Origin of the sequence: Solimonas variicoloris DSM 15731 (assembly GCF_000382285.1) — a bacterium.
GTDB lineage: Bacteria > Pseudomonadota > Gammaproteobacteria > Nevskiales > Nevskiaceae > Solimonas > Solimonas variicoloris.
This window is the reverse complement of the sequence record NZ_KB907941.1, coordinates 60,666-74,679: the sequence shown is the minus strand read 5'-3', so window position 1 is coordinate 74,679 and position 14,014 is coordinate 60,666. Positions and strand designations below refer to the sequence as shown.

The 14,014-nt window shown below is 71.3% G+C and carries 11 protein-coding genes; 4 read left to right on the top strand and 7 right to left on the bottom strand.

The window, feature by feature from the left end:
* The 3 genes from H149_RS0115775 to H149_RS21320 form a co-directional block, all read left to right on the top strand.
* Positions 1-278: integrase core domain-containing protein (locus tag H149_RS0115775; protein ID WP_020650737.1), on the top strand; the 278-nt coding region annotated here is incomplete at its 5' end.
* 125 nt (positions 279-403) lie between these two features.
* Complete coding sequence (locus tag H149_RS0115770; protein WP_211213618.1) at positions 404-2,368, top strand: adenine deaminase; 1,965 nt, start codon at positions 404-406, stop codon at positions 2,366-2,368.
* Between the two features lie 16 nt (positions 2,369-2,384).
* Positions 2,385-3,530, top strand: coding sequence for a HupE/UreJ family protein (locus tag H149_RS21320; protein ID WP_154654858.1), 1,146 nt, complete (start codon positions 2,385-2,387; stop codon positions 3,528-3,530).
* 19 nt (positions 3,531-3,549) lie between these two features.
* Here the strand turns inward: H149_RS21320 and H149_RS0115760 are convergent, their stop codons facing one another.
* The 4 genes from H149_RS0115760 to H149_RS21315 are packed head-to-tail and all read right to left on the bottom strand — an operon-like array spanning position 3,550 to position 6,747.
* Positions 3,550-4,773, bottom strand: a complete 1,224-nt coding sequence (locus tag H149_RS0115760; RefSeq protein WP_020650734.1) for an MFS transporter — start codon at positions 4,771-4,773, stop codon at positions 3,550-3,552.
* Positions 4,773-5,081 (bottom strand): hypothetical protein, encoded by a 309-nt coding sequence (locus H149_RS0115755; protein WP_154654857.1) that lies wholly within the window; start codon positions 5,079-5,081, stop codon positions 4,773-4,775. The genes H149_RS0115760 and H149_RS0115755 overlap by 1 nt, the downstream gene beginning before the upstream one ends.
* A gap of 11 nt (positions 5,082-5,092) precedes the next feature.
* On the bottom strand, positions 5,093-6,016 hold the full coding sequence (gene rarD, locus H149_RS0115750; RefSeq protein ID WP_020650732.1) for an EamA family transporter RarD: 924 nt from the start codon (positions 6,014-6,016) through the stop codon (positions 5,093-5,095).
* A complete protein-coding gene (locus tag H149_RS21315; protein ID WP_154654856.1) occupies positions 6,013-6,747 on the bottom strand; it encodes a glutathione S-transferase family protein in 735 nt (244 codons plus the stop codon). The genes rarD and H149_RS21315 overlap by 4 nt, the downstream gene beginning before the upstream one ends.
* Before the next feature lie 130 nt (positions 6,748-6,877).
* On the opposite strand from H149_RS21315, the gene gcvA reads away from it, so the two are divergent.
* Positions 6,878-7,756 (top strand): transcriptional regulator GcvA, encoded by an 879-nt coding sequence (gcvA, locus tag H149_RS0115740; protein ID WP_020650730.1) that lies wholly within the window; start codon positions 6,878-6,880, stop codon positions 7,754-7,756.
* Between the two features lie 34 nt (positions 7,757-7,790).
* On the opposite strand, the gene H149_RS0115735 is transcribed toward gcvA, so the two are convergent.
* The 3 genes from H149_RS0115735 to H149_RS0115725 form a co-directional block, all read right to left on the bottom strand.
* Positions 7,791-8,828, bottom strand: coding sequence for a zinc-dependent alcohol dehydrogenase family protein (locus H149_RS0115735; RefSeq protein ID WP_026353227.1), 1,038 nt, complete (start codon positions 8,826-8,828; stop codon positions 7,791-7,793).
* Between the two features lie 101 nt (positions 8,829-8,929).
* On the bottom strand, positions 8,930-9,589 hold the full coding sequence (locus H149_RS21310) for a 2'-5' RNA ligase family protein (RefSeq protein WP_020650728.1): 660 nt from the start codon (positions 9,587-9,589) through the stop codon (positions 8,930-8,932).
* Positions 9,589-13,941 (bottom strand): DEAD/DEAH box helicase, encoded by a 4,353-nt coding sequence (locus H149_RS0115725; RefSeq protein WP_020650727.1) that lies wholly within the window; start codon positions 13,939-13,941, stop codon positions 9,589-9,591. Before H149_RS0115725 ends, H149_RS21310 begins: the two co-directional genes overlap by 1 nt.
* Between the last annotated feature and the right edge of the window lie 73 nt (positions 13,942-14,014).

Genomic DNA, 14,014 nt, shown 5'->3' with positions numbered 1-14,014 from the left:
AAGTCTTCACGCAATGGGCCAAGGCGGCCGGCATGGCGATCCAGTACATCCAGCCCGGAAAGCCCAACCAGAACGCCTACATCGAACGCTTCAACCGCACGCTGCGCAACGAACTGCTGGACCAGCACCTCTTTTCCAGGCTCGACGACGTCCGCGAAGCGGTCTACTGGTGGATGCTGGAATACAACGAGCAAAGACCCCATGACTCGCTCGGCGATCTCACGCCGATCGAGTACGCTCAAGCCGCCAGAAGCTCTGGGTTTGAACTGTCGCCTTGACGGGGAAGCTTACGACGGTACGGCTGTCGACAATCCGATTTTCGATGGTATGCAATTTGCTGTTCTGCTCCCCACGCCGGGCAGCGCCCGGCCTTGAGTCGCGGCGAACTCCCGGGAGCGAAGGCATGAAACGCAGGCGTGGCGCGGTTTGGGCGGTGTCGATGACGGCGGCGGCGCTGCTGGCGCTGGCCGGCTGCAAGGCCAAGGACGCGTCGCCGGCGCCAGCCTCGGTGCCCGAAAAGGCGCACAGCTTCAGCCCCGAAGTGCAGATCCGCCAGCATCTGGTGCAGGTCGCGCTCGGCCGCGAGCCGGCCGATCGCATCATCCGCGGCGCGACCGTGCTCGATGTGTTCACGCGCGAGTGGCTGCCGAACCAGGACATCGTCATCGCCGGCGAGCGCATCGCCTGGGTCGGCGCTGCCGGCACCTGGCCGGGCCAGGCGGGCGAGGTGGTCGACGCCAGCGGCGAGTTTGCGGTGCCGGGCTTCGGCGAATCGCACAAGCACATCGAGAGCTCGTATCTGACGCCGGAGTACGAAGCGGCGCTGGTGATTCCGCGCGGCAACACCTGGACGATCGAGGACTCGCACGAAATCTCCAACGTCGTCGGCACTCACAACGTCGACTTCTGGCTGCGCGCCGAGAAGGCCGGCAGCCCGCTGAAGATCTTCGCGTCGATCGGCTCGGCGACGCCGCCGACGATCTACGAGTTCGGCGGCGGCTACTACGGCTACCGCGAAATGTCGGACTTCATGACGCAGAATCCGGAGCGCGTGATCTCGCTCGGCGAGGTCATGGACTGGCCGGCGGTCAACGCGCCGCCGAACGCCAGGGCCGAAGGCGGCCGCCAGCGCATCTGGGAAATGATCGACGCGACGATGGCGCATCGCGGCATCGTCGAGGGCCACGGCTCGGGCCTGATCAAGCCCGACGAGATCAATGCCTTCGCCGCCGCCGGCCTGTCGTCCGACCACGAGGCGCGGCTGCCGCAGGAAGGCCTCGACAAGCTGCGCCGCGGCGTCTTCATCGAGGCGCGCGTCGATCTGATGCGCACGCTGTTCCCGTTCCTGATCGAGCACGGCCTGCAGGACTGGTCGAACGTCTCGGTGACGACCGACGACCGCGACGTGCACGCGACGCTGCAGCTCGGCTCGATGGACTACAACATCCGCACCGCGATCGAGTCCGGCGTGCCGGTCGAGATCGCCTACCAGCTCGGCAGCTACAACACCGCGCGCCACTACCATCTCGAAGACCGCTTCGGCTCGATCGCGCCCGGCCGCTACGCCGACGTGGTGCTGTTGTCCGATCCGAAGAAAGTCGCGATCACGCGCGTGTTCGCCAACGGCCGGCTGGCCTCGAAGGGCACCGAGTACCTGCTGCCGATTCCGAAGATCGAGTATCCGGACTGGATCTACAACACGATCAACATCGGCCGTGCACTGAAGGCCGAGGACTTCGTCGTCAAGGCGCCGGCGGGCCGTCAGCAGGTCGACGTCGCACTGCTCGAACCGTTCTGGTTCGAGCCGGACTTCATCACCTCGACGCTGCCGGTGCAGGCCGACGGCAGCGTCGTCGCCGATCCGGCGCAGGGCATCATCAAGGTCGCGGTCGTCGACCGCTATCACGGCAAGGGCGGCAGCACGCCGTCGGTGTCGAAGATGTTCTGGCGCAACGTGGGGCCGAAGACGCCGGGTTCGGCGCTCGCCAGCTCGCAGTCGCACGATCTGCACAACATCTGGGTCGCCGGCAACGACGACGCGGCGATGGCGCTCGCCGTCAACACGATCGCCGAGCTGCACGGCGGCTGGGCGCTGGTCAGCGGCGGCAAGGTCGTCGCCAAGGTCCGGCTCGACGTCGGCGGCCTGATGACCTCGCGGCCGGTCGACGAAGTCGCCGCCGAGATGGAAGCGCTGCACGAGGCGGCCGACGCGATGGACTGGATCGGTGCGCCGGGCTTGCCGGAGCGCATGCGCTTCGCGTTCCTGACCGCGTCGCCGTGGAAGTGGCAGCTGGTCGCGCCGTACGAGGGCAATCCGGGCGGCTTCGTCAACGTGACGACCGGCGAAACGCACGCCGTCGTCTGGTAGCGCGGGCCCCGGCGCCGTGAGGCGTTTCGCCGCCTTGCTGGTCGCGCTGCTGCTCGGCGGCGCGGCGCTGCCGGCGTCGGCGCACTTGCTGAACATGACGCGCATCGATGTCGACTTCGCCGCCGGCGGCGAGATCGAGGTCGCGGTCTCGATCGACCTCACGCGCGAGGCCGGCGGCCCCGGTGACTACTACGCGCTGAGCCGCGCCACCGAGCCGCTGCGCGAGCCGCGGCTCGCCGCCTTGTTCGGCCGGCTGGTCGGGGCGATGCAGCTGCAGGTCGACGGCGTGCCGCTGTCGCTGACGCCGGTCGCGGTGACGCTGCCGCAGCAGAGCGAGGCCGAGTTCCGCAATCCGGTGAACTGGCCGATGACCGGCCTGCAGTTGCGCGGCGTCCTGCCGCCGCTCGCGGCCGGTGCGCCGGGGCGCGTGCTCGCGCGCTTCGATACTGCGTTCGCGTTCGAGGAGCCGATCGCGCTGACGCTGCACGCCGCGGACGGACGCAAGATGACGCGCTGGCTGGTCGCCGGCCAGCAGAGCCCGAAATTCCTGCTGCAGGCGCCGCCGCCGGGGGCGCCGGCGACGAGCGACGCGGACACGCGCCGCGCCGGCTGGACGACGGCGTTCGAGTACCTGCGCTTCGGGTTCCTGCACATCCTGCCGAAAGGCCTCGACCACGTGTTGTTCGTCGTCGGCCTGTATCTGGGCACGCGCAATTTGCGCACGCTGCTGATGCTGGTGACGAGTTTCACGCTGGCGCACTCGGTGACGCTGATCCTGTCGAGCTTCGGCGCGCTGCGCGTGCCGGCGGCCATCGTCGAGCCGGCGATCGCGCTGTCGATCGCCTGGATCGCGATCGAGAACCTGCTGTTCGTGCGCGTCAGCGTCTGGCGCGCGGTGATCGTCTTCGCGTTCGGCCTGCTGCACGGCCTCGGCTTCGCCGCCGCGCTGCGCGAACTCGGCCTGCCGCAGCAGAACTTCCTCGGCGCGCTCGTCAGCTTCAACGTCGGCGTCGAGCTCGGCCAGCTCAGCGTCGTCGCGCTGGCGCTGCTGCTGACCGGCTGGCTGCGCCAGCGCAGTTCCTATCGCCGCCTCGTCGTCGTGCCCGGCTCGCTGGCGATCGCCGCGCTGGCACTGCTCTGGACCGTGCAGCGCCTCGTCTGAGCCGGCGCGTGGCGCCGCTTCAGGCCGGCTGCAGGCGCGGCGGCGCTTCGCGCACCGGCAGCGTGATCAGCGCTGCGGCCAGCGCGAAGGCGATGTCGGCGTACCACATCCAGCCGTAGTCGCCGAAGCGCGCCAGCGTCAGGCCGCCGAGCCAGGCGCCGAAGAAGCCACCGATCTGGTGGCTGAGCACGGTCAGGCCGAACAGCGTGCCGAGATAGCGCGTGCCGAACAGCTGGCCGACCAGGCCCGCGGTCGGCGGCACCGTCGCCAGCCAGCTGAAGCCGAGGCCGGCGGCGAACACGTAGAAGGTCAGCGGCGTGCGCGGTGCGACCAGATACAGCGCGATCATCAGCGCGCGGCTCGCGTAGACGCCGGACAGCACCCACTTCATCGGCCAGCGCTGCGCGAGGCTGCCGGCGAACAGGCTGCCGGCGATGTTGAACAGGCCGATCAGGCCGAGCGAGATCGACGAGACGCTGGCCGGCAGTCCGCAAAGCTGGACCTCGCCGGGCAGGTGCGTGGTGAGAAAGGCGATATGCAGGCCGCAGGTGAAGAAGCCGGCGTGCAGGAACCAGTAGCTGCGCTCGCCGAACGCGCGGCGCAGTTCGGCGCGCAGTCCGGGCCCGTGATGTGCCGCCGCGACCGCATCGTCGGCCGGCGCGCCGCGCAGCCATCGCGCCAGCGGCAGCGACAGCAGGCTCGCCGCGGCCAGCGCGTAGAGACTCGCGGCCCAGCCGGCGACGCTGATGATCGCCTGCGCCAGCGGCGCGAACAGGAACTGGCCGAACGAGCCGCCGGCGTTGATGAAGCCGGCGGCAAAGGCGCGGCGCTCGGGCGCCAGCTGGCGCGCGGTGGCGCCGATCAGGATCGAGAAGCTGCCGGCGCCGGCGCCGGCCGCGGCCAGCACGCCGAGGCCGAGCGTCAGGCCGAAGGCGCTCGGCAGCAGCGGCGTCAGCACCAGGCCGGCGGCGAGCATCAGCCCGCCGAGCTGGACCACGCCGACCGAGCCGCGGCGGTCGGCGACCAGGCCGAACAGCGGCTGCGCGACGCCCCACATCAGCTGGCCGATCGCCAGCGCGAAGCTGATGCCGACGATGCCGATGCCGGTGCTGGCGTGGATCGGCGCGACGAACAGGCCCAGCGACTGGCGCACGCCCATCGTCAGCGTGAGGATGGTCGCGGCGACGAGCATCAGCGTCCAGTCGCGTCGGGCGGTGCTGCTCTGCCGGCTCAGCGGGTCCATCAGGGCGACTCCGGTCGTTGGTCGAGAATGAAGGCGGCGCAGGCGGCGTCGAGCAGCGCGCAGGCGGCGGCATGACGGGCGAGGAAGCGCTCCCAGTCGGCTTGCGAGCGCCAGCGGTCGACGCTGCGGTAGCGACCGTCCGGCAAGGCCCGCAGCTCGCGGCCGAGATAGCCGTCGCCGCGCCGGAACAGCGCCGCCCAGGCGCCGTCGGCGCAGTACGCGGCGAGGAACTCCGGCTCGTACTCGGCGTGCACCGTGTGGCAGCGGATGATGCAGTGCTGCGCGGCGGCGGGCGGGGCCTTGCGCATCGCCGCGCCGCTCAGGCGGTGGCCAGCCGCGGCCGCGCGCGGTGCGCCCGCCACAGGCCTTCGCCGGCGAACACGAACAGCGCCGCCCAGATCATCGCGAAGCCGAGCATGCGCTCGGCCGTGAACGCTTCGTGGAAGACGAAGATGCCGGTCAGCAGCTGCAGCGTCGGGCCGACGTACTGCATCAGGCCGACCGTCGACAGCGGCACGCGGCGCACGCCGTAGGCGAACATCACCAGCGGGATCGCCGTCACCGCGCCGCTGGCGATCAGCAGCGCGTCGAGCAGGCGGTCGTGGGCGCCGAAGCTCAGCGTGCCGGCGTAAGTGCACCAGACCAGATAGGCGAGCATCAGCGGCGCGACCAGCAGCGTCTCGACGCCGAGGCCGGCGACCGAGTCGACGACCACCATCTTGCGGATCAGGCCGTAGGCGCCGAAGCTCGCCGCCAGACCCAGCGCGATCCACGGCAGGCGCCCGACCTGCCAGGTCAGCCAGGCGACGCCGAGCGTGGCGATGGCGACCGCGAGCCACTGCGCGCGGTTGAGCTTTTCGCGCAGCACGAAGACGCCGAGCAGCACGCTGACCAGCGGGTTGATGAAGTAGCCGAGGCTGGATTCGATGACATGACCGTTGGTGACGGCCCAGACGTAGAGCAGCCAGTTGCCGCTGACCAGCAGGGCTGACGCGGCGAGCTTCAGGCGCGTCCGGTGATCGCGCAGCGCCGCGCCGACCTTGCCGAGCTCGCCGCGCAGCGCCAGATAGCCGAACACGAACAGGCAGGCCCAGACCACGCGGTGCGCCATGATCTGCAGCGCGCCGGTGTCGTGCAGCTGCTTGAGGTACAGCGGCAGCAGGCCCCAGATCAGGAAGGCGCCGAACGTCGCCGCGAAGCCGCGCCGGTAGTCCGCCTCGGCGGAGGTCAGGGTGTCGCTCATGCGGCGTTCTCCTGAAGGGTGGGAGCCGGCCGCGCCGGCAGCGGATCGTCGAGGCTGATGCGTTCCTCGGCGAACGCGCGGCGCACGCTTTCGCGCGCCAGCGTGCGCTGCGTCAGCGCGGTCCAGCGCGGATAGCGCTCGTGCGGGGCGAAGCCGTAGCGCTTGGCCCAGCGGTAGAAGGCGATCAGGTAGGCGTCGACGACGCTGAACGCGCCGAGCGCGTAGGCCGGCTCGTCGGCGCCGGCATCGAGCACGGCTTGCGGCAGGCGCGCTTCGAGATCGGACCAGTAGCGCGTCAGCAGCGCGCGGCCGCTGGCTTCAACGGCGGCCTGCGCGCCGGCTTCGGCCGCGTAGCGCGCGGGGTAGAAGACCTGCATGAAGGCATGGGCGTGCACGTCGGTCGCCAGCCACGACAGCCACTCCGAGGCGCGCGCGGCGCCGAGCGTGTCGGCCGGCCACAGCCGCGCCTGCGGATGCTGCTCGGCGAGAAAGCGCAGGATCGCCAGGTTCTCGGTCAGCGTCTGCGCCTGGCCGTCGAGGCGGAAGCCGAGGACCGGCACGTGTCCGCGCGGATTCACGGCCAGGAATTCCGACTTGCGCTGATCGCCAGCCGGCAGCAGCAGGCGCGTCGTCGCGTAGTCGGCGAGCCCGGCCATCTGGATTTCCTCGAGCGCGATATGCGGCGCCAGCGAACAGGCGCCCGGGGCGTAGTAGAGGCGGTAGTGCGGCATGGTCGGGTCCGGCGGGTTCATCGAGGGCGCGCAGTGTGAGCCGACCGACGCGGCGAGGGAATCGATGCGTTTTGCCGCCGGTTGTGAGCCGAATTCACAGCGTGGCGCAGGCGCGCCGTACACTGGCGCCATGACGACCCGACTGCCGCCGCTCGCCACCCTGCAGGCCTTCGAGGCCGCCGTGCGCCACCAGTCGTACACGCGCGCGGCCCGCGAGCTGGCGCTGACGCACGGCGCGATCAGCCATCACGTCGCCACGCTCGAGGAGCGTCTGAACCTGCGTCTGTTCGAGCGTGAAGGCAACCGCATGGTGCCGACCGAGCACGGCCGTCTGCTGGTCGTGAAGGTGCGCCAGGCGCTGGCCCTGCTCGAGCGCGGTTTCGAGCGCGCCGGCCGCAGCGAACATCTGACGCTGACGCTCAGCGTGCTGTCCTCGCTGGCCAGCCGCTGGCTGGTGCCGCGGCTGGCGAGCTTCATCGAGCAGCGGCCGGATATCGATCTGTGTCTCGACGTGCGCGCCGGGCTCGCCGACCTTGCTGCCGGCGAGGCGGATGCGGCGATTCGCTACGGCACCGGCGGCTGGCCCGAAGTGCAGCAGGTGCGCCTGATGGGCGACGAACTGCTGCCGGTCTGCGCGCCGCACTACCGCGGCGGCGATCTGCCGAAGACGCTCGCCGAGCTGGCCGACTGCACGCTGCTGCGCAATCCCTGGGTGCCGTGGGAACCGTGGCTGCACGCTGCCGGCGCCGAGCTGCGCGAGCCGAAGCGCGGCCCGGTGTTCACCGATTCGGCGGTCCTGCTCGACGCCGCCGCCGCCGGTCTCGGCGTCGCGCTCGCCCGCCGCGTGTTCGCCGAGGGCGAACTGCGCAGCGGTCGCCTCGTGCAGCTGCTCGATCTTTGCGTGCCGGACCCGTCGTCGTACTTCTTCGTCTGGCGCGCCGACCATCCGCAGATCGACGCGGTGCACGCGCTGCGCGACTGGCTGCTCGAACAGTCGGGCCGGCGCTGAGCGACGGCGCCGGCCCGACCGCGCTGCGCCATCCTCAGGCCTTGAGGACGACCTTCAGCGCCTTTTCCTTGGCCGCGTTGCCGAATACCCGGTAAGCCTGCTCGATGTCGTCGAGCGCGAAACGGTGCGTGACCAGCGCGGCCGGCGCGACGGTGCCGGCCTGCACGGTTTGCAGCAGCATCGGCGTGGTGTTGGTGTTGACCAGGCCGGTGGTCAGCGTGATGTTCTTGATCCACAGCTGTTCGAGATGCAGCTCGACGCTCTTGCCGTGCACGCCGACGTTGGCGATGTGGCCGCCGGCGGCGACGATCTGCTGGCAGACGTCGAAGGTCGCCGCCACGCCGACCGCCTCGATCGCGACATCGACGCCGCGTCCGCCGGTCAGCGCCAGGATCTTCTCGGCAGCCTTGCCGTCGCTGGCGTCGACCAGATCGGTCGCGCCGAAAGTCTGGGCGGTCTGCAGGCGGTTGGCGTCGGTGTCGACCATGATGATGCGGGCCGGCGCGTAGAACTTCGAGGTCAGCAGCGTCGCCATGCCGATCGGGCCGGCGCCGACGATCGCGATGGTGTCGCCCGGCTTGACCTGGCCGTTGAGCACGCCGATCTCGAAACCGGTCGGCAGGATGTCGCTGAGCATGACCAGCGCTTCCTCGTCGCCGCCGGCGGGCAGCGGATAGAGGCTGTTGTCGGCGTGCGGAATGCGCACGTACTCGGCCTGCGTGCCGTCGATCAGGTGGCCGAGAATCCAGCCGCCGTCCTCGCAATGCGAATAAAGCTGCTTCTTGCACGCCGGGCAGCGGCCGCAGGACGTGATGCAGGAGATCAGCACGCGGTCGCCCTTCTTGAAGTTCGAAACCGCGCCGCCGACCTCCTCGACGACGCCGACGCCCTCGTGGCCGAGCGTGCGGCCCGGCGTCACCGCCGGCACGTCGCCCTTGAGGATGTGCAGATCGGTGCCGCAGATCGTCGTGTGCGTGATGCGCACCAGCGCATCGGTCGGCTTGTCGACGGATGGCATGGGCTTGTCCTGCCAGGCCATGCGGCCCGGTCCCTGGTAGACGAGTGCTTTCACGGTGCGGCTCCGAGTCGGGGGGAGAACGGGCAGTCTCGCGACCGCGGCCGCGGCTTGCATTGATCGCGGTCAGGCCCGTCTCCGGCGGTCTTGCGCCCGGCTCAGGGCGACGCGGCGCCGGCCTGCGTGCGCTCGTGCAGCGGCAGCCGCACCAGCGTGCGCAGCGGACTGTCGGGATCGCGCGCGTCGTAGCCGGCGAGGCGCAGCGCGGAGACGCGCAGGCGCAGCGGCGGCAGCGCCGGCAGCGCGGCATGGCGGCGCCGGATCTCGTCCTTGCGCCAGGCCTGCGCGTACAGGCCCAGCGTCAGATGCGGCACATAGGGCGCGAAGCGGATTTCGGGCCGCACCGCGTCGAGCGCGGCGCGCAGCGGCGGCAGCGCGTGCTGCGCATCGTCGACCGCCAGGAATGCGGCCGAATCGAAACTGTCGAGGCCGCCGATCGTCAGCTCGAACGGCGGCGGCGCCAGCGCCTGCAAGGCCGCGTGCTGGGCGGCGAGCGCGGCGCGCGGACAATCGTCGTCGTGCACGGTGCGCTCGGCGACGAAGCCGCAGACATGCAGCGTGAGATGCGGTGCGCGCTGCTGCGGCAGCCACAGATCGCCGAGCCGCGCGCGCAGCATCGCCAGGCGCGCGCGCAGCGGCGCGTCGTGGGCATCGATCAGCCAGACCGCATAGTCGATGCGGCCGCGGCGCCAGTCGGCGTGATCGCGCAGGCTGGCGGCGATGACCGTATCGGTCGCCGCGCTGAAATGCCGCGGCATCAGGCCTGCGCCTGCTGTCCGTCGTCCTCGTCGGGCGCGTCCGGCGGCGTTCCGCCGCCGCGCCGCAGCAGGCGATTGCGCCATTCCCACTGCAGGGCCGGATCGGCGTCGGCGAGCATCTTCACGTTGCCGCCGACCAGACTGGCGACCGGCACGCCGCCGCGCAGCAGCACGCGGTTGGCGGGCAGCGCCGGCACGCGCTCGCCGGGCATGATCAGGCCGGTGAGGTTCAGCGGATCGCAGCCGGACACCACGACCAGCGCGCCGTCGCGGTCCTCGCGCTGGCGCGCCAGGCTCGCCGCCGCCTCCGGCAGCGCGAACTGTTCGCCGGCGAAGCCGTTGACGAAGCGGCCGCCGCGAATCTCGCCGCGCGCCTCGAGCCGGCGCAGCACGTAGAACAGCTCGCGCCACGGCGGCAGCTGCGGCTCGCGTTCGACGAGCTTGCGGAAGACGACGCCGTAGCGCTTCAGCAGCACGCGCGCGACGTGCTCGACGTCGGCGCCGCCGGTGGCGCCGGCCTCGGCGCGCCGCGCGCGCACCAGGCTCCAGCGCCCGGCGCCTTCGAGGTTCTCGAAGGCGGCGCGCAGGCCGCCGCGCCGCAGTCGTCGCGCCTTGATCTCGGCCGGCGCGACCAGCGCGCGCAGGCCGGCGAAGCCGTCGGCGGTGACCAGACCGTGGCTGACCAGCTCGCCGAGCGCGGCTTCGACTTCGCTGCGCAGGCGGGCGGTGTCGTCGACCAGATCGACGAAGAACGACGCGCCGTGCGTGCGCAGCGCGTCGAGCACGGCGCGCGCGGGGCCCGACAGATCCGGATCGGTGTCGGGAGCGGCCTGCCAGTAGGCGGCGTGCTCGCGCGACAGCAGCACGATCGGCGTCGCGCGCACCGGCGCGTTCTTGCGCGCCTCGCCGGCGCCGCTCGGCAGGCGTTGCCAGAGCACGCGTCCGGTCGCGCACAGCTGGTCGAGCCAGTGCGGCTCGTACCAGCGCAGGCGCGCCGGCAGGATCTCGCTTTCCCAGGCGCTGGCCGCGATCGGAAAACCTTCCAGCTGCGCGAGTACCGCTTCGAGCGCGACCGGGCCTTCGCGCTGTTCGCCGCCGGCGAGGCCCTGCCAGCTCAGCAGGAAGCGCATCAGCGCGGCCGGCGAGACCGGCGCGAACTCGGCGCGCTTGCGGTCGCGCGTGTAGCGGTGAATGCGCGCCAGGCGCCGCCGCTCGCACCATTCGACGGCGTCGGCGGCGACCGCCTCCGGCGTGAACGCGCCGCGCATCACGAAGCCCTGCTGTTCGAGCGCGAGCAACGCCAGCTCGATTTCCGCCGGCTCGACGCCGAGCGGCCGCGCCAGTTCGTCGGCGCTGATCGGGCCGAGGCCTTCGAGGCGGCTGCGCAGCAGCTCGCGCATTGCGGCCTCGCGTTCGAGCGGTGCGCCGAGCAGCGGCGCGTCGCCGTCGACGGCGGCGTCGGGCAGCACGGTGCCGAGTTCGCGCAGGCGTTCGGCGGCGACCCACAGGGCCTCGCCGTTGCCGGCCGGCCGCAGGCGCGCGACGCGCCGCGCCGCCACCAGGTTCTTCAGCATCGCCGCCCAGGGACGCACCTCACCGTCGGCGAGGAAGCCGTGCACGACCAGCGCATCGTGCAGCTCGTCCTCGTTGAGCGGGTCGGGGCGCAACTCGTCGCGCACACGCTCGATCGCCGCCGGATCGAGGCGGCCGAGATCGGTGACGGTCTGCGGTTCGAGGCTGCTGCGGCTCTTCACCGCCAGCGTGCGGCGTTCCTCGGCGGCGCCGTCGTCGAGAAAGGCATAGGGCTTGGCGCTGAGGATCGCCTCCGACAAGGGCGAGGGCGCCGTGAGGTCGCGGCAGACGATCTCGACGGCGCCCGATTCGAGCCGGCGCAGCAGCGCGAGAAAACCGTCGACGTCCATCAGCTCGTGCAGGCAGTCGTCCAGCGTCTGGTGCACGAGCGGATGGTCCGGCACCTCGCGGTCACCGGGCAGGTTGTCCTGGCAGGCGACCGCGTCCGGGAAGGCGTGCGTCAGCAGGTCCTCGGCGTCGGAGCGCTGGAACTGCGGCGGCACGCGCCGGCCGTTGCGGTTGCGCGCCACGGCGAGCGCGACCGACGCCGCCCAGCGCCAGCGCGTGCCGAACATCGGCGCCTGCAGGACCGCCTGCACGAGCACGTCCTGCGCGCTGTTCGAATGCAGGTAGTGCGCGACGTCTTCGAGCGGAAAGCTGTGCGTGGGACCGAGCGAGAGCACCAGCGAATCCTCGAGCGCGGCGGCCTGCAGTTCGAAGTTGAACTGGCGGCAGAAGCGCTTGCGCAGGGCCAGGCCCCAGGCGCGCATGATCCGCGAGCCGAGCGGCGCGTGAATCACGAAATGCGTGTCGCCGACCTCGTCGAAGAAGCGTTCGAAGACGATCTTCTCGCGCGTCGGCAGCAGGCCGAGCGCGGTCTTGGCGGCATGCAGGTACTGCGCGAGCTGCACCGCGGCGCCGCCGGACAGGCCGAGATCGCGGACCAGCCACTGCGCGCAGGCGTCGACGCCGTCGGCGAGCGCCGCGTCGGCGCGGGCGCGCAGGCGCGAGACGGCGACCGACAGCTCGTCGCTGCGGCCCGGCGCTTCGCCGAGCCAGAACGGCAGGTTCGGTGGCTGGCCCTTGGCGTCCTCGACGATGACGCGGCCGGTCTCGATCTTGAGAATGCGGTACGAGGCGTTGCCGAGCTGGAAGATGTCGCCGGGCAGCGATTCGAACGCGAAGTCCTCGTTCAGCGTGCCGATGCGCAGGTCTTCCGGCGCGAGCACGACTTCGGAATCGAACTGATCGGGGATCGTGCCGGCGTTGGTGACCGCGGTCAGCTTGGCGCCGCGCCGGCCGCGCAGGCGGCGGTTGACCTGATCGTAGTGCAGCAGCGCGCCGCGGCGGCCGCGCCGCGTGGCATATCCGTCGGCGAGCATGCGCACGACTTCCTCGAAGCGTTCCGGCGTCAGCTCGCGGTACGGCAGCGCGCGGGCGAAGCGCGCGTACAGCGCGTCGAGCGGCCAGTCCTGGCAGGCGACCTCGGCGACGATCTGCTGCGCGAGCACGTCGAGCGGCGCCGGCACGATCGTCGCGCGGTCGAGCTCGCCGCGCTGCACGCAGTCGAGCAGCGCCACGCATTCGACGAGATCGTCGAGCGAGACCGGAAACAGCCGGCCCTTCGGCACCGCGCGCACGGCGTGGCCGGCGCGACCGACGCGCTGCAGGAAGGCGTTGATGCCGCGCGGCGAGCCGATCTGGCAGACCAGGTCGATGTCGCCGATGTCGATGCCGAGTTCGAGCGAGGCGGTCGCGACCAGCGCCTTCAGCTCGCCGGCCTTGAGGCGCTGCTCGGCGCGCAGGCGGTGTTCCTTGGCGAGGCTGCCGTGATGCGCGGTGACGTGTTCGGCGCCGATGCGCTCGGCGAGATGATGAGCGATGCGTTCGGCCAGGCGGCGCTGGTTGACGAAAATCAGCGTCGTGCGGTGTTCCGCGATCAGCGCCGCGAGGCGGTCGTAGACCTCGCCCCAGACCTCGTTGGCCATCACCGGCGTCAGCGGCGCGAGCGGCACTTCCAGCGCGAGATCGCGCTCGCGCTTGTGGCCGGCGTCGACGATCGCGCACTGCGCGGCGCGGGCGCCGAGCAGCATCTGCGCCATCAGCTCGATCGGCTTCTGCGTCGCCGACAGGCCGATGCGCAGCGGCGCGCGCTCGCACAGCGCGTCGAGCCGCTCCAGCGTCAGCGCCAGATGCGCGCCGCGCTTGGTGCCGGCGACCGCGTGCAGCTCGTCGACGATCACGGTGCGGACCTTGCCGAGCATGCCGCGCCCGGCATCCGAGCTGAGCAGGATGAACAGCGATTCCGGCGTCGTCACGAGAATGTGCGGCGGCACCTTCTTCATGCGCTCGCGCTCGAAGCTGGAGGTGTCGCCGGTGCGCACCGCGGTGCGGATCGCCAGCTCGCCGAGGCCCAGATCGCGCGCCCGCGCGGCGATGCCGGCGAGCGGCGCTTCGAGGTTCTTTTGAATGTCGTTCGACAGCGCCTTCAGCGGCGAGATGTACAGCACCTGCGTTTCGTCCGGCAGGCCCTGCTCGACGCCTTCGGCGACCAGCTCGTTGATCGCCGCGAGGAAGGCGGCCAGCGTCTTGCCCGAGCCGGTCGGCGCGGTGATCAGCGCGTCGCGGCGCTGCGTCGTGACCTGCCAGGCCTGGCGCTGGACGGCGGTCGGCTCGCCGAACGCCGCACCGAACCAGTCGGCGACGGCCGGATGGAACAGGCCCGCGAGCGGACCTTCGCTGGCGGTCCGGCGGGCGGCGAGGGGAAGCGAGTGCTGCATGACGCTAGCTTAGACCATCGTCAGGCGCGAACGATCCCGGCGCCCGGGTGGTTTCCACACAGGCGTGCGGACC

What these genes read in the sequence shown, in the direction of transcription:
- H149_RS0115770 (WP_211213618.1), top strand. Translation starts at nt 404, where the DNA reads ATGAAACGCAGGCGTGGCGCGGTTTGGGCGGTGTCGATGACGGCGGCG.
- H149_RS0115760 (WP_020650734.1), bottom strand. Translation starts at nt 4,773, where the DNA reads ATGGACCCGCTGAGCCGGCAGAGCAGCACCGCCCGACGCGACTGGACG.
- H149_RS0115755 (WP_154654857.1), bottom strand. Translation starts at nt 5,081, where the DNA reads ATGCGCAAGGCCCCGCCCGCCGCCGCGCAGCACTGCATCATCCGCTGC.
- rarD (WP_020650732.1), bottom strand. Translation starts at nt 6,016, where the DNA reads ATGAGCGACACCCTGACCTCCGCCGAGGCGGACTACCGGCGCGGCTTC.
- H149_RS21315 (WP_154654856.1), bottom strand. Translation starts at nt 6,747, where the DNA reads ATGCCGCACTACCGCCTCTACTACGCCCCGGGCGCCTGTTCGCTGGCG.
- gcvA (WP_020650730.1), top strand. Translation starts at nt 6,878, where the DNA reads ATGACGACCCGACTGCCGCCGCTCGCCACCCTGCAGGCCTTCGAGGCC.
- H149_RS21310 (WP_020650728.1), bottom strand. Translation starts at nt 9,589, where the DNA reads ATGCCGCGGCATTTCAGCGCGGCGACCGATACGGTCATCGCCGCCAGC.
- H149_RS0115725 (WP_020650727.1), bottom strand. Translation starts at nt 13,941, where the DNA reads ATGCAGCACTCGCTTCCCCTCGCCGCCCGCCGGACCGCCAGCGAAGGT.